This is a genomic window from Marivirga tractuosa DSM 4126, assembly GCF_000183425.1.
GTDB classification, from domain to species: Bacteria; Bacteroidota; Bacteroidia; order Cytophagales; family Cyclobacteriaceae; genus Marivirga; species Marivirga tractuosa.
The window spans coordinates 2,810,888-2,827,901 of sequence record NC_014759.1 but is presented as its reverse complement, the minus strand read 5'-3'; the positions used below and the strand labels follow the sequence as shown (position 1 = coordinate 2,827,901).

At 34.9% G+C, this 17,014-nt stretch carries 17 protein-coding genes; 11 read left to right on the top strand and 6 right to left on the bottom strand.

What is annotated here, in order from left to right; translation table 11 throughout:
* Positions 1-9: 9 nt before the first annotated feature.
* Positions 10-933, top strand: a complete 924-nt coding sequence (locus FTRAC_RS11965; protein WP_013454515.1) for a Brp/Blh family beta-carotene 15,15'-dioxygenase — start codon at positions 10-12, stop codon at positions 931-933.
* Here the strand turns inward: FTRAC_RS11965 and FTRAC_RS11960 are convergent, their stop codons facing one another.
* The 5 genes from FTRAC_RS11960 to FTRAC_RS11940 all read right to left on the bottom strand — a co-directional run bounded on the left by FTRAC_RS11960 (position 934) and on the right by FTRAC_RS11940 (position 6,217).
* Positions 934-2,289 carry a deoxyguanosinetriphosphate triphosphohydrolase gene (locus FTRAC_RS11960; RefSeq protein ID WP_316928227.1) on the bottom strand — a complete coding sequence of 452 codons (1,356 nt, stop codon included), beginning with the start codon at positions 2,287-2,289 and terminating at the stop codon, positions 934-936.
* Positions 2,290-2,783: 494 nt separating this feature from the next.
* A complete protein-coding gene (locus FTRAC_RS11955) occupies positions 2,784-3,248 on the bottom strand; it encodes a hypothetical protein (RefSeq protein ID WP_013454513.1) in 465 nt (154 codons plus the stop codon).
* Positions 3,235-4,092 (bottom strand): 3-hydroxyacyl-CoA dehydrogenase NAD-binding domain-containing protein, encoded by an 858-nt coding sequence (locus tag FTRAC_RS11950; RefSeq protein ID WP_013454512.1) that lies wholly within the window; start codon positions 4,090-4,092, stop codon positions 3,235-3,237. The genes FTRAC_RS11955 and FTRAC_RS11950 overlap by 14 nt, the downstream gene beginning before the upstream one ends.
* A gap of 25 nt (positions 4,093-4,117) precedes the next feature.
* Positions 4,118-5,143, bottom strand: a complete 1,026-nt coding sequence (gene pheS, locus FTRAC_RS11945; RefSeq protein WP_013454511.1) for a phenylalanine--tRNA ligase subunit alpha — start codon at positions 5,141-5,143, stop codon at positions 4,118-4,120.
* Between the two features lie 483 nt (positions 5,144-5,626).
* Positions 5,627-6,217, bottom strand: a complete 591-nt coding sequence (locus FTRAC_RS11940) for a nitroreductase family protein (RefSeq protein WP_013454510.1) — start codon at positions 6,215-6,217, stop codon at positions 5,627-5,629.
* Positions 6,218-6,303: 86 nt separating this feature from the next.
* Between FTRAC_RS11940 and FTRAC_RS11935 the strand changes: the two genes are divergently transcribed.
* The 3 genes from FTRAC_RS11935 (at position 6,304) to FTRAC_RS11925 (ending at position 8,519) form a co-directional block, all read left to right on the top strand.
* Positions 6,304-6,924: a ParA family protein gene (locus FTRAC_RS11935; protein ID WP_013454509.1), complete on the top strand. Its 621-nt coding sequence runs from the start codon at positions 6,304-6,306 to the stop codon at positions 6,922-6,924.
* 10 nt (positions 6,925-6,934) lie between these two features.
* Positions 6,935-7,300 carry a hypothetical protein gene (locus FTRAC_RS11930; protein ID WP_013454508.1) on the top strand — a complete coding sequence of 122 codons (366 nt, stop codon included), beginning with the start codon at positions 6,935-6,937 and terminating at the stop codon, positions 7,298-7,300.
* Between the two features lie 361 nt (positions 7,301-7,661).
* Positions 7,662-8,519, top strand: coding sequence for a substrate-binding periplasmic protein (locus tag FTRAC_RS11925; protein WP_041650668.1), 858 nt, complete (start codon positions 7,662-7,664; stop codon positions 8,517-8,519).
* 9 nt (positions 8,520-8,528) lie between these two features.
* On the opposite strand, the gene FTRAC_RS11920 is transcribed toward FTRAC_RS11925, so the two are convergent.
* Positions 8,529-9,086, bottom strand: a complete 558-nt coding sequence (locus FTRAC_RS11920; RefSeq protein WP_049784123.1) for a ComF family protein — start codon at positions 9,084-9,086, stop codon at positions 8,529-8,531.
* 202 nt (positions 9,087-9,288) lie between these two features.
* Between FTRAC_RS11920 and FTRAC_RS11915 the strand changes: the two genes are divergently transcribed.
* From FTRAC_RS11915 to mnmG, 7 genes are all read left to right on the top strand, one after another.
* Entirely contained in the window at positions 9,289-9,639 is a 351-nt protein-coding gene (locus FTRAC_RS11915) for a carboxymuconolactone decarboxylase family protein (RefSeq protein WP_013454505.1), read from the top strand.
* Positions 9,632-9,985, top strand: coding sequence for a hypothetical protein (locus FTRAC_RS11910; protein WP_013454504.1), 354 nt, complete (start codon positions 9,632-9,634; stop codon positions 9,983-9,985). Before FTRAC_RS11915 ends, FTRAC_RS11910 begins: the two co-directional genes overlap by 8 nt.
* 23 nt (positions 9,986-10,008) lie before the next feature.
* The gene (gene xth, locus FTRAC_RS11905; protein ID WP_013454503.1) at positions 10,009-10,776 is read left to right on the top strand and encodes an exodeoxyribonuclease III; all 768 of its coding nucleotides are present in this window, start codon (positions 10,009-10,011) and stop codon (positions 10,774-10,776) included.
* A gap of 207 nt (positions 10,777-10,983) precedes the next feature.
* Positions 10,984-14,229, top strand: a complete 3,246-nt coding sequence (locus FTRAC_RS11900; RefSeq protein WP_148230078.1) for a DUF4175 family protein — start codon at positions 10,984-10,986, stop codon at positions 14,227-14,229.
* Positions 14,226-14,627, top strand: a complete 402-nt coding sequence (locus FTRAC_RS11895) for an ATP-binding protein (RefSeq protein ID WP_013454501.1) — start codon at positions 14,226-14,228, stop codon at positions 14,625-14,627. The genes FTRAC_RS11900 and FTRAC_RS11895 overlap by 4 nt, the downstream gene beginning before the upstream one ends.
* Entirely contained in the window at positions 14,627-15,055 is a 429-nt protein-coding gene (gene ybeY, locus FTRAC_RS11890; RefSeq protein WP_013454500.1) for an rRNA maturation RNase YbeY, read from the top strand. Before FTRAC_RS11895 ends, ybeY begins: the two co-directional genes overlap by 1 nt.
* 93 nt (positions 15,056-15,148) lie before the next feature.
* Positions 15,149-17,014, top strand: a complete 1,866-nt coding sequence (gene mnmG / locus FTRAC_RS11885; protein ID WP_013454499.1) for a tRNA uridine-5-carboxymethylaminomethyl(34) synthesis enzyme MnmG — start codon at positions 15,149-15,151, stop codon at positions 17,012-17,014.

The following is a 17,014-nucleotide window of genomic DNA, read 5'->3' as shown; positions in this document are numbered from 1 at the left end:
TCATTCAAAATGCTAAAAACCAATTTTTTACATATTGCAATAACTGTAGTGCTAATTTCCATTTATCCTTGGTTGGAAACCCTCTCATTTGAGACTCAACTGCAGATCACCTTAGCTATGATTTTTCTTGTGGGAATTCCACATGGAGCCATTGATCACGTTTTAATGCAAAGAAAGAAGCCGTCTAAACAGGATCAATTTAGTTTTTATGGTTTCTATCTAGGGCTAATAGCAGTTTATGTTGGTTTATGGATTTTACTTCCTTATTTAAGTTTAGTCTTATTTTTCTTGATCTCCTTTTATCATTTCGGACAATCACAGTTTAGTGATATTAACATCTCTGAAAAGAACATCATCAAAAAAGCACTTTATCTTTTGTGGGGTGGGTCGATTATTAGTGGTTTGTTTTATCATCATTATGAGAAACTGATTGGCTTCTTTTCTGAAACCTCACATTTTTCTGCCACTTCTTCAGTAATTACTGAAATAAATTTAATGTTTTTCTTTCTTATAAGCAGCATTATTACTGTGGTCTTGATGATTATTATAATAGTAGGTAAAGCTAAAAATAGAAATAGATTTGGTACAGAGCTTGTAATATTTTTACTTCTACACTTAGCCTTCTTTACTATTCCCCCCTTGCTGGCTTTTTCTCTCTACTTTGCTATTTGGCATTCTTTGAAAGTGCTTTATCAAGAATATATTTATCTTGGAAAACAGCGCAAGAAATTTGATTTAAAGAAATTTATTAAAGAACTGCTTCCTTATTCTGCTATAAGCATAATTGGGGCTTCTACTTTACTCTTTGCTTTTTCTTATTATAAATTTAATATATCACCCTTTTTCCTCACCATTATTTTTCTTTCCGTTTTAACATTGCCACATAGTATTGTCATGGATAATTGGTATCAAAAATTTCAAAAAAGGTCGTGATTATTTCATTCCTGGCAGGCTTATTCCTTTTAGTTTTCTGTAAAGGTTTATTGCATATCGATCTGTCATACCACTAATGTAATCAATACACAACAAACTGATTTCATAAAGACTAGCCGTATCGGTAATTAGTTCTTGATAGGTTTCGGGCAATAATCTGAAAACCGTTAAATCCTTTTTACTGGATTCTTCAACGCCTTTTTGAGCAATGGCTGCCCCTAAAAACTCTTCCAACAAACCTTCTAAAACTCGGTGTCCCACTACTTCGGTCTCCAACACCAAGTGAGATCGGTAGATTTTCTGAATGGATACTTCTATGATATTACTCAAAACTCTTTTTGAAGGAACTTTACTCATTAAAGCCGAATCAAACTTTCCAGTCAAAATGTCTTCTTCATTTTCCATGAAAACTTCAGCACATTCATTAATGAGTTTATTGATACATAAAGCTCTTAAATAAGCTATCTTTTCATTTTTGCCTTTTGTTTTTTCTAGCTTTTCCGGCAAATAGGAGTCTCCTAAAACATTGGCTAACAAATCACGAGCCTGTTCATATGAAACCCAGCCCAAACGGCAACCATCTTCCAAATCAATTACATGATAGCAAATATCATCAGCTGCTTCTACTAAAAAGGTAAGTGGATGCCGGACCCAACTCATTTCGTTAGACAAGCGAATTAAACCTAACTCATTGGCCAGTTCTTCGAAATATTGCTTTTCTGTCTGGAAAAACCCATATTTTTTCTGGCTTTTTCTGCTGTCATCTTTTTCAAAAAGATGGGCAGTTCGCGGATATTTGCTAAATGCCGCTAAAGTGCTGTAAGTTAATTTTATACCTTGGTTATCAGGTCTGTTGAATAATCTAAAGCCTTGTGCATTTCCCTCAAAGTTTATTAAATCTGCCCATTCTTCTACTGAAACTTGAGATTGAATCCATTTACCTAATGAACTGTTTTTGAAAAATGCTGAAATAGCATCCTCACCTGAATGACCGAATGGCGGGTTTCCAATATCATGCGCTAAGGAAGCAGCTGCTACAATAGCTCCGAAATCAAAAGCCGAATAACCTGACTCTTTTAATTCTGGGTATTTATCAACTATGGATTCTCCTACTTTTTTACCCAATGATCTTCCGACACTACTGACTTCCAGACTGTGTGTCAGCCTTGTATGTACAAAATCTTCCTCGGGTAAAGGAACTACCTGGGTTTTATCCTGCAACCTACGGAAAGGATGAGAAAAAATAATTCTATCATAATCTTGCTCGAAAAATGAGCGTGCAGAGGATTGATTGCTATTCGTACTCTGTCCTAGTCGATTTGGGTTCAGTAATTTTAGCCAGTTCATTTTTTCCATAGCTTAAAATTAATGGAAAGAATTGAAACAAGTGATTTAAGTCTTAGAGATTTGAGAGAAAAGGATAAAAAATAAGCGGTCGCAGTCTGAGAATGTGTTGAAAAAAACATCTAATACTGAGCAAGCATAAGGTAAAGGCGCGAATCTGAGCAAGAAATTAAAATCTATCAATTAATCTCTCTAAGTTCCAGAGGAACGACCCTATGGTAACTACAAACAATATAGTCCCAAAAAGTTCTGTAGGAACGACCTTACAGGAAAGGTAACGTTTGAGTTATATTGAAAGCTTGTAGGCGATAAGGTCGCTCCTTCGGAGCTTGGGATTGGTCGTCAGTTTTCAGTTACCATAAGTTGAACCCGATGGGGTCATTAACAAGCAAGTATTGGTATTAAGATTGGTCTGAAATGTTTTTCTCTTCTTCCTTGAGCTCGCGCGAGCTTCATAGCTCGTGTCAAATCAAAAAGCCAGAAGCACCCACTTTTGACTTTGTTAACTACCTATTCTCACTTCTAACAATCGTATTGTCGATATATAAATTCCTTCCAGACAGGCTAGTATAATATTCTCTCAGTTTTCTGGGGGAAGGACTATTCGTTGGGTAACCGCTTAAGTTATAAAATGAATCTCCACACTCACATTCCAAATATTGTTGACCTGCATTCATGGAAATGATGGAACAATCTTTTTCGGGCTCATAAGGGCAGGTTCTTTCAAAAGCAGCGTAATCATTTTCTGCTCTTTTGACTACAATCACGCCATTTAAGCCAACATCAGGTAAAATCACGTTTTTTTCGAATTGCAAGCTTTGGAAACTGACCAAATCAAGGTTTAGAGATAATTGAAAAGGATCGGGTAAAGGGAGTTCATCAACAAAAACCTCTGGGTTTTCTTCTGCGCAGCCTAAAAGCAATACCAGTGGAAAAAATAATAGAAAAGATAATTTCTTAATTATAGTCATAAAACCCTTTGCCGCTTTTTCTTCCGTGGTGGCCGGCATCCACTTTTTGTTGTTGTATTCTGCTTGGTCTGAATTTGCTATCATAATAGAATGATTCAAACATAGATTTGGTAACCGAAAAGTTAGTATCCACGCCTATTAAATCCATTAACCGAAAAGGACCCATTTTAAATCCCGAACTTTCCACTAATCTGTCAATTTGTTCGAAGTCGGCTACATTTTCTTCGGCTATTTTTAAAGACTCGACATAAAAATGGCGCGCCACACGGTTAACGATAAAACCAGGTGAATCTTTTGCCATCACGGCTTTTTTACCCATTTTTTCAGCCAAGGCTCTAGTCGTCTCAGCAATTTCAGGATTGGTTGCAGCACCAGAAATAATCTCTACCAATTTCATAATGTGGGCAGGATTGAAAAAATGCATCCCTACCAATCTTTCAGGATTTTGTAGCCCTGCACCAATTTGAGTGATGGGAATGGAAGAAGTATTGGTGGCTAAAATGGTGTTAGCAGAATTAATCTTTTCTAACTGACTAAAAATGTCAATTTTTACCTGCAATTTTTCAATTACCGCTTCTATGATGACATCAGCTTTCAACTGATTCATGTCAGATATAAAACTAATGTTTTGAATACAAGCCTCTTTTTGCTCAGTCGTTACTTTACCTTTTTCAATTCCTTTTTCAAGATTTTTGGTAACGGCAGTTTTGGCTTTATCTAAGGCGGATTCTTGAATATCGAAAATAAAAGTTTGGTAACCAGCCATAGCACTCATTTGGGCAATGCCCGAACCCATGGTACCTGCACCTACAATGCCAATGCTTTTGATATCATCTAATTTCATAATCTTTTTTTAGTATAGATTTTGACTAACTCAAATGCTTAAACTGATTCAAGAATCTAACATCATTTTCAGAATACAGCCTTAAATCATTTACCTGGAATTTCAACATGGCAATTCTTTCAATTCCCATACCGAAAGCAAAGCCTGTATATTCTTCAGAATCAATACCGCAATTTTCCAACACATTCGGGTCAATCATTCCTGAGCCTAAGATTTCAACCCAACCAGAATATTTACAAATATTACAGCCTTTCCCTTTACAGATGTTACAGGAAATATCCATTTCTGCACTTGGCTCAGTGAATGGGAAATAAGAAGGGCGGAAACGAACTTTAGTGTCTTGTCCGAAAAGCTCTTTGGCGAAATAATATAAAGTCTGTTTCAAATCTACTAGCCCCACATTTTTGTCCACAAAAAAGCCTTCTACCTGATGAAAGAAACAATGTGCACGAGCTGAAATGGCTTCATTTCTGAATACACGGCCAGGTGCTAAAGTCCTAAATGGAGGTTTTTGATTTTCCATTATTCTTATTTGCACAGAAGAAGTATGGGTTCTCAAAGCAATATCAGGATTACTTTCAATAAAGAAAGTATCCTGCATTTCACGAGCCGGATGGTTTTCAGGGAAGTTTAATGCAGTGAAATTATGGAAATCATCCTCTATTTCTGGTCCATCCGCCACATTAAAGCCAATTTTTTGGAAAATCTCCACTATACGATTGTGGATATAGGTAAGCGGATGAACCGTTCCCAAATTAATATTGGGAGGAAGAGTCAAGTCTACTGGGGCTGAAGATTTGCTTCCAGTATCTGCACTTTCCAATCCTGTAATTAGCTCTTTGAATTTTTCTTCTGCTAATTGCTTTACTTCGTTTACTTCCTGACCAAAAGCCTTGCGATCTTCTGGAGCTATATTTTTAATGTCGGCAAAAAGATCTCCTAATACACTTTTGCGACTAATAAATTTTAATCTATAAGCCTCCAACTCTTCTTGAGTTTTAGCCTTTGCTGCTGATATTTCAGCTTTTAATGCTTTTATCTTTTCAGACATTGAATTTCAAATCAGTTTTATTCTAAAAAAACAAAGTTAAACGAAAATGGCGGAATTTTAAATAAAGCAGCATAACATCAATAAAACAAATGGTAGCCAAAGGCTACTAGTACTTTAACCACTGAGTTGCACAGAGGCTTACACTAAGTTGCACAAAGTAACGTAAAATAGAAGTGTTTTATCTTGGCAATGAATTCTTTTGAACTATTCATGCCTCAAACATAAGTACTTTAATGAAAACAAATGATAGCCAAAGGCTATTGTTTCTTTAACCACTGAGTTACACAGATACTAACACTAAGTTGCACAGAGACTTACGCTAAGATTCACAAAAATAAAATCCGTTTAAGCTGTCACTTTGTGAATCTTAGTGAACCACTTTGGGGAACTTTGTGGTAAAACTTTGACAGCTTTAGCTGTCCTTTTGTTCTCTTTTGTCTATTGTGGTAAAAAAACAATCAGCTTTAGCTGTTACTTTGTGGTTTATTCTCGAACCCAATTAATTTTATCATTGATCGGTTTGCGTTTACCTTGAGGCCAAAAACCATCTTTAGGCATTCCTACATACAAAAAGCCCAATAGTTTATCTTCTTTCTCAAGAGCTAATGCTTTTTTGGCTTCTTCCATATAAGTGATTCCACCTGAGCCCCAGTAACAACCTACTCCATAAGCACTAGCCGTTAATTGCATATTTTGCACTGCAGCAGCCACGGCCGCAACTTCCTCAACTTCAGGAATACTATGTTTTTCATCCCTTTTCATACCAATTGCAATTACATGCGAAGCTGTAAGTGGTTTATTTCTTAAATTCTCCATTTTAGTTTCATCAAAGTTTTCATTCTTTGCTGAAACTTGCTTATAAATGTCCGCCTGGAATTTACCAAGCTGATCAAGCCCTTTGTCAGTAAAAACAATAAATCGCCAAGGCTCAGTGTGTTTATGATTGGGTGCCCAGTTGGCATTTTCCAGCATTTGTTGAACAATCTCATCATCCACTCTTTCTCCCGAATACTGTGCTGGGTAAATTGATCTCCTAGTTTGAATAAGCTTATTAATCTCGGCTGTATTATACATTTTTATGATTATCTTTTTTGCAAATTTAACCTACATTTGGAAAAAGGGTTACAGCTATGTATTTTTATTGATATTCATTCTTTACTATGACTAAAATAATTTCATTTATCTCAAGAAAAGGCGGGACTGGAAAAACTACCAGCGCTATTCATTTTGCCACCATGTTGCATAGTTTAGGGCATAAACTCGTGATGCTGGAAACTGATACCAATTATACGCTCAATACATTGAGAAAAATGGAATTGTACAAAACCGGAGCAAAAGAATCAGCTGTTTTTCCGATAATTGGATCTGAAGATCATCGAGTTTTGGAGGACATTGATCAGATAAAAGCTAAAAAGCTCGACTTTATTGTTGTGGATAGTGCCGGCAAAACCACTGATGAGCATATCAAAAGGCTAAGTATTCAGAGTGATTTGGTAATTGTACCTACCAGCTTAACCCCCAATGATTTATTGGTTACCTATCAAACGGTTGAAGATATTAAGCCGGCTTTGAATGAAAATAAAAAGTTGAAAATTTTGGTTTTACCTAATAGAGTGCATTCTGCTACCAAAATTGATACGGTCAAAGAAGCTTTATCCGAACTGGATGCAGAGATCTTAGAAGTTAAAGTACCAGCAAAAAATATATTCGCTAATTTCAGCACTATATTAGCTGAAAAAGAATTTTTGCCAATAGCAAAAGCAATCCTCGCTCATATTTAAATTAACTGAAATGGCTAAGAAAAAAGACACCTTAAAAGATTTAAATGAATTTATGAAAAGTCAATCTCCCAAGGAGGAGGGCGATAATAAAGACTACATGAGTAAAAAGCCAACAACTTTGGCACAAGTAGAATCATTAAAGTCCGAAGTTCAAAAATTGAACAAGCTTCCCGAAGGAGCATTACTTGAGGATGAAATTGCTGGGTTCATAAAAAAAACTGCCAGTGCGCATCAAATTAGTGAGAGACAAGTGCTTTATAAGGTTTGTGAAAAAGTGCTAGATCAGGTAAATCAAAAAGAAAGTGCTGATATTATGCTAGAAAACATGGTGCTCTATCTCCATCATCAAGATTTAATAATGGAAAAGCTTAAGTAAATTATTAAAACATATTTGATTATTAAAACTAGTAATGATAAAAATCTCATGAGATTTCCACAATTTCTTTTAAACTAATTTGATTCTAAAATCACGCTATATTAAAGGAGTCGTGATTTCGACCATCTCCAAAAAATAACACACCAAGGGTAAGATTACTTCTTTTAAAATGAACTGCTGTCTTTCTGAAAGATAATTAAGTCTACATACCTTACATAAAATTAGATTTTTCCAAGTATGGAAATAATGATAGTATTTAGACTATAGAACAAATTTGACTCCATATCTGTTTTAATTGATATTAGAAATGGGTAAATTGGATATAATGTATATTCAACGATCATCATTAAATCTGACAGATATGAAAAATTTAATATTACTATTCTCGGCAGTATTTTTAAGTTTCACAGTTAATGCTCAATTATCGGGTGATAGTTGGAAAGAAACAAAATCAAAAGGAAGTGGGGAAGTCACCATTACCTACAATTACTCAGGAAAGTTTATATATAAAAATGGTGATGAGTTGGATGGATTATGCATCAACATATGGGATAAATTTGTGGAATACGTAGAAAGCACCCATAATGTGAATTTGCAAGTGAATGTTCATCAGCCCAATAATGCTGTGAATTTTTCAGAATTCTATAGCAGTGTTCAAAATGCCAAAGGTGGTGTTTTTGGATTGGCAGATGTCACCATAACACAAGCTAGAAAAAGCGAGGTTCAGTTTAGTCCTTCATTCTTTTCTAATGTATCTATTTTGCTAACTAATAAATCTGTTCCTGACTTGCAGAATTTTGATAATATTTCTTCTGAATTCAAAGGCATGACCATGATTGTTCAAAGAGGTACTACCCATGAAAAGAGAGCTAAAGAACTGAAAGATAGCTCGTTTCCTGTCTTGACAATTGAATCTGTTAATTCATTTCAAGAATGTTATGAAAAAGTGAATCAAAGTGATAATTACTTTACCTATTTAGACTTCTCCTCTTATTTATCAGCTATTGAAGATGCAAAAGATATAAAAAGACATCCTGCAGGAGATAAAACAGGTGAGGAATTTGGTTTTATTATGCCAAAAAATAGTGATTGGGCACCTATAATAAATGAGTTCTTCAACAAAAATGGTGGTTTTACCAATTCTACTGAGTATAAAAAGATAGTAGCTAATTCCTTGGGTAATTATGTAGTTTCCATGCTAGATGCTATAAATGAATAGTTTTATACTTCAATTTTTGGTAGCCGAAATTGTGACAATAGAAATTTCGGCACCAGCTTTTTGTAGGGGTTCACTACAAGCTTGTACCGTTGCACCAGTCGTTAAAACATCATCCACAAGCAAAATTCTTTTGCCTTTTAAGCTTGTGGATGCTTTCTTCAATTGAAAAGTAGATTCCACATTACTAAATCGGTCTATTCGATGTTTCCTGGTTTGGCTTCTTTTATGTACCGACTTCTCTAATAACGGAACAAATGGAATTGATAATCTATGGCTTAGGCCTTCAGCTATTCTATGGCTTTGATTAAATCCTCTTTGTCTTCGCTTTTTAATATGTATGGGGACTGCGGTAATTATATCCCATTTTTCGCTATAAATGTCTGATAACTGATCACCGTAAAGTTCCCCCAACAAAACACCTATTGCTTCGTTTCCCTCATATTTCAGCTGATGTAAAAGATTTTGTATCACACTTCCTTTTTGAAACCAAGCAAAAGACATGGCATATTTCAAATTAGGAATTTCAAAAAAGCGCTTGTGCAACTGATTAGGTTGATCTGTATGCATATGGGTTTGATGAATTGAGGCTAAACAATGGCTACAAACTAGATTTTCCGACTTGCTAAGGGTTAAATTACAGGCAGCGCAGTAGTTAGGAAAAAATAATGATAGAAAATCTGATACTATTACGGAAAAGTTTTGGGTTCGTAGCTTCACAACGGCTAACTTTGCAGGTTAATTTACTATTTATTGATTGATAGGTTAATATATGAATAAAGTAGAAGAGTTCAACGAGTATCGCGCAAAAATGAATGATAAAATTGTAGGAAGCAATAATAAAATTCTCAAGCGCATATTTAATCTAGATACCAATGCGTTTGCAGAAGGTAGTGTAGATAAAAAAACCAAGGAAATGATAGGGTTATCCTCGTCCATGGTCTTAAGGTGCGATGATTGTGTTCGTTACCATTTGGGCAAATGCTACGAATTGGGTGTTAACGATGAACAAGTTTTCGAAATCTTCTCAATTGCGAATTTGATCGGGGGAACCATTGTAATTCCTCATTTAAGAAGAGCAGTGGAATATTGGGAATATTTGAAAGAAAACGGCAATGATTAAAAAAGATCTTGAACTCGAAAGAAAATGGCAAGCATTGCGGCTTCAGCTTAAAGATGCTTTAGGCAAAAAGCCTAAAGATATGAATGCTGTGTTATTTTTGATTGGAGTTCAAGAACTTGGCAAAGGCCCACACACTTTCAGCAAAGAGGAAAAGCAAGACTTAATGCATATTGCAATTTGCAAAGTATTAAGTCTCTCAGGCTTTTATGAATTGGAAGGTGTGGATGAAGCAGGTTGGCCACATTGGAAATTAGTAAAGCCGCTTCCTCATTTTGACCTGTTGGAACAAGAAAAATTACTTAAAATGCACGTAATTGAGTATTTTGAAGAAGAAATCGGCTTATAAAAATTGTATTATCTTTATAGATTATGAATATTATATCTTATAACGTAAATGGAATCCGGGCAGCAGAAAGAAAAGGGCTAAGCCAATGGCTCGAAGAAGAAAAGCCAGATGTATTTTGCTTACAAGAATTGAAAGCTAATCGTTCGGATGTAGATCTCTCAGTTTTTGAGAATTTAGGCTATCACATTTACTGGCATTCGGCAGAGAAAAAAGGATATAGCGGAGTTGGTATTTTTACGAAGGTAAAACCGAATAATGTGGAAATAGGTTGTAATATGGATATTTACGATAGAGAGGGCAGAGTCATTAGAGCAGATTTTGAAAATTTCTCCGTGCTTAACACTTATATGCCCAGCGGGTCAAGTGGTGACCCACGGCAGGATTTCAAAATGCAATGGTTGTCCGATTTCCGAGCTTATATACAAGATTTAAAGCAAGAAATTCCAAACTTGCTAATTTGTGGAGATTATAACATTTGCCATCAAGCAATTGATATACATGACCCCGTAAGAAATAAAAATAGTTCAGGCTTTTTGCCTGAGGAGCGTGAATGGATGACCGACTTCTTAAATGATGGGTTTATAGATAGTTTTAGGCATCTAAATAAAGAACCTGATCAATATAGCTGGTGGAGTTATCGATCTGCTGCAAGGGAAAGGAATAAGGGATGGAGAATTGATTATCATATGATTTCAGAGAATCTAAAAAATCAGTTAAAAGCAGCCGATATATTACAAGACGTAAAACATTCAGATCATTGTCCGATTAAAGTTGAACTTGATGTATCGTAAATTCCATAAAATATTGGAAATCATTGTTTTCAAATTCACGTTACAAGAAAAGTGAGCGAAAATTACCATATAGCTGAAATCCTTAAAAAACTCAAAGAGTACAAAAGGAAATACTATGTCAACAAACTAATAAAGGGTTTATTGATCAGCTTGGCTATATTTCTTTTCGTTCTTATAACTGCTAGTTGGCTTGAATATAAGTTACAAATGAGCAGTATTTCCAGGACTATTGTTTTCATAGTAGTCGGTATAACTTTAATATATTTTGTAACACGATACATATTCCTTCCTATTTATCATTTGTTGACTAACGGAAAAGCCTTGAGCGATAAACAGGCCGCCCTAGAAATCGGAAAATATTTTCCTGAAATTGATGATAAACTACTGAATATCATTCAGTTAAAAGAATTAAGTAGTCGACAAAACAGCTTGATTGCAGCTAGTATAATTCAGAAATCCGAAAAAATATCCATACTGAATTTCAAGGACAGTATCAGTCTTAAATCAACAAATGCTAGCTATCTACCTTATGTGGCTATTCCAGCTATTATTATAAGCTTAATGCTAATGTTTGCTCCTTACATGATTACAGAAGGAAGCTACAGAATCATTAAATTCAATGAAGACTTTGTTCCAAAAGCACCATTTAAATTTTCCATACACAATGAAGAATTAAAGGCCTTTAAAGGAGAAAATTTCACAATTAGGGCAGAATTAACTGGTGAGGAATTACCTGCTGAACTTTTCATACAAAAAGAAGAGGTCAAACAAAAATTTGAAAAGCTAAGCAACAGCCGTTTTCAGTTCAACTTAAAAAACCTCCAAAAAGATATGAAATTCCAGCTTGAAGCTGCTGGATTCAAATCAGCTGAATACGAATTAAAAGTTTTTGAAAAACCGAGAATTCAGAACATGAACATCAGCTTGGATTATCCTGATTATGTAGGTACATCTTCAGAAAGAATAATTAACTCAGGAAATTTGATTATACCAGAAGGAACGAAAGCAGAATGGTTAATCCAAAGTGCCTCGAGTGACAGAATTACTATTGAATTGCTTGATGACAGTCTTTCTTTTGAAAAAGTTAACGAGAATACTTTTAGACTGCAAAAAAACCTAACTCAATCCGGTTATTACAAATTGCATTTATTTAATTCTGAAGCTAATTATAATGAAATTATAGACTATTCAGTTGAAGTAATTAAAGATAAGTATCCTGATATAACCTTGAATCCAATTAATGACAGTATCTATTTTAGTCAAGTAGCAATTGCAGGAGAGATCAGTGATGATTATGGATTTTCTAGATTACAATTGATTTACACCAAAAGGAAGGGTAATAATATTGTTGGAACCGGAAAAATTCCATTGTCCTTTAATACTCAAGTTAGAAACCAAAAATATTTCAAAGTTTGGAAAGTTGACTCTTTGCTAAACGAAGAAGGAACTGTTTTAGATTATTACGTTCAAGTTGCTGACAATGATGGAATAAATGGGGCTAAAATTTCTAAAAGTTCAACCTATCAATTTAAATTACCAGATGAAGCAAAGATTCAGAAAGAAATAGAAAATACTAGTCAAAGTGCTGAAAATCAACTAGATAGAAACATTAAAGCCTCTGAAAGAACTAATCAAAAACTAGAAGAATTAGAGCGGATACTTAAAGGCAAAAGAAATTTAAACTGGGAAGACAAAAAGCTTTTAGAAGAAATTCTTAAGGAACAAGAGCGGAGAAAAAAGGAGCTTGAAAAAATTAAAAGAGAATTAGAAAAAAACCAAGCAAAAAGAGATCGTTTTAATAAAAATGATCCTGACTTAAGAGAGAAATCCGAGCAATTAGAAAGCTTAATGGAGGAAATGCTCAAAGATGAGAATGAGGAGCTAATGGAAAAAATAAAATCTCTCTTGGAAGAACAAAACCAATCCGATGAATTCCGTGAATCTGTAGAAGACCTTAAAAAACAAGAAAAGAACAAGCTTAAGGAAATGGAACGTATGATGGAACTCTTTAAAAGAATGGAGATTCAGTACGACATGAAGCAAGTAGGAGAGAGCCTCAAGGAATTAGAAAAAGAGCAAAAAGAATTAGCTGAAGAAAATCAATCAAAAGATCATAATAAGTCTGAAGAATTAAATGATCCTAATTCAGATCAGAATCAATCCGACAATGAACAGTTTTCTTCTGAAGAGGAAAAGCAAAAAGCTTTAGATGAACAAAAAAGAGTTAATGAAGAATTTGAAAAAATTCAAGAGGACTTAAGAGAAATCGAAAAACGTAATCAGTCTTTAAAGCAACCCAACCAATTAAAAGATACGAAAGAGCAAGAAACTGAGATTGACTTGCAGCAGCAAAACAGCCTGCAAAAAATTCAGGAAAACAATAAAAGTGGGGCTAGTGAGCAACAAAAGAAATCAGCTGAGGAAATGAAAAAAATGTCTGAAATGCTTTCTTCAATGCAAATGGGCATGGAAATGGAAATGCTGCAAGAAAACATAGACGATTTAAAAGATATTGTAGATAATCTGCTAAAACTTTCCTTCAGACAGGAAGAACTGATGAACAACTTTAAGCAAGTAAATCCTAGTGATCCCCGCTTTATAACATTATCGGAAAAACAGTTAGCGATGCAAGATGATGCAAAAATCATTGAGGACAGTCTTACTACCCTTGCTCAAAGAGTTTTTCAACTAGAATCCTTTATAACAAAGGAAATGGATAAAATGAATGAGGCCATGCAAAGCAGTATAGAAGCCTTACGAGAAAGAGATAACGGGATTGCCATAGGAGAACAGCAATTTGCCATGACTTCAATGAACAACCTTGCCCTTATGTTAGACGATGTATTAGAACAGATGCAGATGCAAATGCAATCTTCAATGGGCATGGGTCAACAATCCCAAGGCAACGAGCAAACCCCAAGCCTTTCTGAAATGCAAAAATCCTTAAATCAAAAAACCCAAGAGCTTAATGAAGGACAAAAGCAAGGCAGGCAATTTTCGGAGAAGCTTGGCGAATTAGCAGGAGAGCAAGCTAAAATTAGGAAAATGATGGAGGAGCTTGAAAAGCAATTAGGAAAAGAAGGGCAAGAAGGAGGTGAGGAGAACGGAGGAGCTCCAGGTGATATTTCTGAGGAAATGGAAAAGATAGAGGAAGATCTAGTAAATAAAAGGCTGGATCGAAGATTAATAGAAAGACAACAACAAATTGTTACTAGGTTGTTGGAGTCAGAAAAAGCAAGAGAAGAACAAGAAGAAAAGGATGAAAGAAAAGGAGAAACTGCTACAGAATATGAACGTGAGCGAATCCCTAATGCTTTTGAAGAGTATATAAAAGAAAAGGAAAAAGAAATTGAGCAGCTAAGAAATGTGCCGCCAAATTTCTCGCCTTACTATAAAAATGAAATTAATAAGTATTATAATCGATTAAAATCTAAAGAAAACCTATTACGATGAGTGAAATCAGTATAAGTATTCCGTCTCTCAGCGAGAATATCAGAATTGTTGAGAGCTTTATTGACAATGCAAAAGAGAAGTTTGAATTGGACGATGACATTTATGGCAACATTATGATTGCGGTAACTGAATCTGTAAACAATGCAATCATTCATGGAAATGAAGGAAATAAAGATAAAAACGTTTTTCTCACACTAAATATGGAAAACAATTCTATCGTCTTCAATATTTCTGATGAAGGAAAAGGATTTGATTATAATTCGCTTCCAGATCCAACGGCTCCTGAAAACATTGACAAGCCAGGCGGAAGGGGAATATTCTTAATGAAAGCATTAAGTGATGAATTAAGTTTTGAAGATGAAGGTAAAAAGGTCAAACTAAGTTTCTATATCAGTTAATGAATAACATCTACTTTTTTAAAGAAGACTGTCATTTTGATTTAAGGAAGCTACAGAAACATAAAGCTTGGCTTAAACAACTGGCTAAAATCTATGATCACGAAATAGATGAACTTAACTACATATTTTGTTCCGATAAATTTCTTCACAAAATCAATGTCGATTTTCTCGATCATGATACTTATACTGATATAATCACTTTTGATCTGAAGGAAAGTACAACAGGAAACAATGCTATAGAATCTGACATTTTCATTAGTATAGATAGAGTAACTGAAAATGCCGAGAATTTAAACTTAAACTTTAAAGAGGAGCTTGCTAGAGTAATGGCACATGGATTGCTACACCTTATTGGATTTAACGACAAATCTGAGGCAGACCGGCAGGAAATGAGAGAGGCAGAAAATAAAGCAATAGAATTATTATGAAGATTTAAGTGTTCCACGTGAAACACTTAAAATAAATTCAACAATAAATGACAAGGTGTTCCACGTGGAACATCTAATAAATAAAACATTATTATGTTTCAAGATTACGATTTAATAGTAGTAGGAGGAGGTCACGCAGGATGCGAAGCAGCAGCCGCTGCAGCAAACATGGGTTCAAAGGTGTTGTTGGCCACCATGAATATGAATACAATTGCCCAAATGTCTTGCAACCCAGCAGTTGGTGGAGTAGCCAAAGGACAGATAGTCCGAGAAATTGATGCCCTTGGTGGTTATTCAGGCATTATTGCAGACAAATCAATGATCCAATTCAGGATGCTGAACAAGTCTAAAGGTCCCGCAATGTGGAGTCCTAGAACACAAAATGATAGGATGCGCTTTGCTGAAGAATGGAGATTACAACTAGAACGAATTCCAAATCTTGATTTCTGGCAAGAAATGGTAGCCGGAATCATAGTGGAAAATAACAAAGTTGTAGGGATAGAAACCAGTATGGGTCTTAAGATAAAAGCCAAGGCGGTAGTTTTAACCAATGGTACATTTCTCAACGGATTAATTCATATAGGGGAAAAACAATTCGGTGGTGGACGTTCAGCGGAAAGAGCATCCAAAGGAATTACTGAACAACTTGAAGAATTAGGGTTTGAATCAGGAAGGATGAAAACAGGAACTCCTCCAAGAGTGGATGGACGGACTATAGATTATACCAAAATAGAAGAACAGAAAGGGGATGAACATCCTGAAAAATTCTCATTCTCTAAGGAAACGAAAATATTAGATAGACAAAGAAGCTGCCACATTACCTATACAAACCCCTTAGTTCATGAGATATTAGAAGAAGGATTTGAGAAATCTCCTATGTTTAATGGACGCATTCAAGGACTTGGCCCAAGGTACTGTCCATCTATAGAAGATAAAATTAATAGGTTTGCAGAAAGAAATAGACATCAAATATTTGTAGAGCCAGAAGGTTGGGACACAGTAGAAGTATATGTAAATGGCTTTTCTACCTCCTTGCCTGAAGATATTCAGCACAAAGCAATCAAAGAAATAGAAGGCTTTAAGAATGTCAAGATGTTCAGACCAGGATATGCAATTGAATATGATTTCTTTCCTCCAACACAATTAAAAACAACGCTAGAAACAAAACTAGTAGAAAACCTTTATTTTGCTGGGCAGATAAATGGTACTACTGGTTATGAAGAAGCTGCTTGTCAAGGATTGATGGCAGGAATCAATGCACACTTAAAAATAAATGAAAAGGAACCCTTTGTTCTTACTAGGTCTGAAGCTTATATTGGGGTATTGATTGATGACTTAATAAACAAAGGAACAGATGAACCATACCGTATGTTCACTTCAAGAGCTGAACATAGAATCCTTTTAAGGCAAGACAATGCTGATGTACGTTTAACTCCATTGGGTCATCAAATTGGATTAGCTTCTGATGAGAGAATGAAATATGTAGAAGAAAAACAATTACATATTGATGCCTTTATTAAAAACTTAAAAACGCATAAAGTCAAACCTAATATAGTTAACGAAAACCTGTCTAAAATCAATTCATCTCCAATTAAGGAAAAAACTAATGCCTATAGCATATTAAAAAGACCTGAAATCAGTTTTAAGGAATTACAACAAATAGAAGATGAACTTAATCAAATGATCAATGGATACAGCAAAGAGGTAATAGAAGCCTCTGAAATCCATATCAAATACGAGAGTTATATTCAAAAGGAGAATCAGATGATTGAAAAGATGAAAAATCTGGAGGACTTAAAAATCAAAGATTCATTAGATTATAGTCAAATTCCTGCTTTATCATCTGAGGCAAAAGAAAAACTTCGAAAAGTAAAGCCTCAAACATTAGGGCAAGCATCTAGAATAAGTGGAGTAACACCTGCAGATATTTCAATTTTAATGGTTTATTTAGGAAGATAA

What these genes read in the sequence shown, in the direction of transcription:
- FTRAC_RS11955 (WP_013454513.1), bottom strand. Translation starts at nt 3,248, where the DNA reads ATGACTATAATTAAGAAATTATCTTTTCTATTATTTTTTCCACTGGTA.
- ybeY (WP_013454500.1), top strand. Translation starts at nt 14,627, where the DNA reads ATGAATAACATCTACTTTTTTAAAGAAGACTGTCATTTTGATTTAAGG.
- xth (WP_013454503.1), top strand. Translation starts at nt 10,009, where the DNA reads ATGAATATTATATCTTATAACGTAAATGGAATCCGGGCAGCAGAAAGA.
- FTRAC_RS11930 (WP_013454508.1), top strand. Translation starts at nt 6,935, where the DNA reads ATGGCTAAGAAAAAAGACACCTTAAAAGATTTAAATGAATTTATGAAA.
- FTRAC_RS11960 (WP_316928227.1), bottom strand. Translation starts at nt 2,289, where the DNA reads ATGGAAAAAATGAACTGGCTAAAATTACTGAACCCAAATCGACTAGGA.
- FTRAC_RS11910 (WP_013454504.1), top strand. Translation starts at nt 9,632, where the DNA reads ATGATTAAAAAAGATCTTGAACTCGAAAGAAAATGGCAAGCATTGCGG.
- FTRAC_RS11940 (WP_013454510.1), bottom strand. Translation starts at nt 6,217, where the DNA reads ATGTATAATACAGCCGAGATTAATAAGCTTATTCAAACTAGGAGATCA.
- pheS (WP_013454511.1), bottom strand. Translation starts at nt 5,143, where the DNA reads ATGTCTGAAAAGATAAAAGCATTAAAAGCTGAAATATCAGCAGCAAAG.
- FTRAC_RS11935 (WP_013454509.1), top strand. Translation starts at nt 6,304, where the DNA reads ATGACTAAAATAATTTCATTTATCTCAAGAAAAGGCGGGACTGGAAAA.
- FTRAC_RS11925 (WP_041650668.1), top strand. Translation starts at nt 7,662, where the DNA reads ATGAAAAATTTAATATTACTATTCTCGGCAGTATTTTTAAGTTTCACA.
- mnmG (WP_013454499.1), top strand. Translation starts at nt 15,149, where the DNA reads ATGTTTCAAGATTACGATTTAATAGTAGTAGGAGGAGGTCACGCAGGA.
- FTRAC_RS11895 (WP_013454501.1), top strand. Translation starts at nt 14,226, where the DNA reads ATGAGTGAAATCAGTATAAGTATTCCGTCTCTCAGCGAGAATATCAGA.
- FTRAC_RS11965 (WP_013454515.1), top strand. Translation starts at nt 10, where the DNA reads ATGCTAAAAACCAATTTTTTACATATTGCAATAACTGTAGTGCTAATT.
- FTRAC_RS11950 (WP_013454512.1), bottom strand. Translation starts at nt 4,092, where the DNA reads ATGAAATTAGATGATATCAAAAGCATTGGCATTGTAGGTGCAGGTACC.
- FTRAC_RS11920 (WP_049784123.1), bottom strand. Translation starts at nt 9,086, where the DNA reads ATGCATACAGATCAACCTAATCAGTTGCACAAGCGCTTTTTTGAAATT.
- FTRAC_RS11915 (WP_013454505.1), top strand. Translation starts at nt 9,289, where the DNA reads ATGAATAAAGTAGAAGAGTTCAACGAGTATCGCGCAAAAATGAATGAT.
- FTRAC_RS11900 (WP_148230078.1), top strand. Translation starts at nt 10,984, where the DNA reads ATGAGCAGTATTTCCAGGACTATTGTTTTCATAGTAGTCGGTATAACT.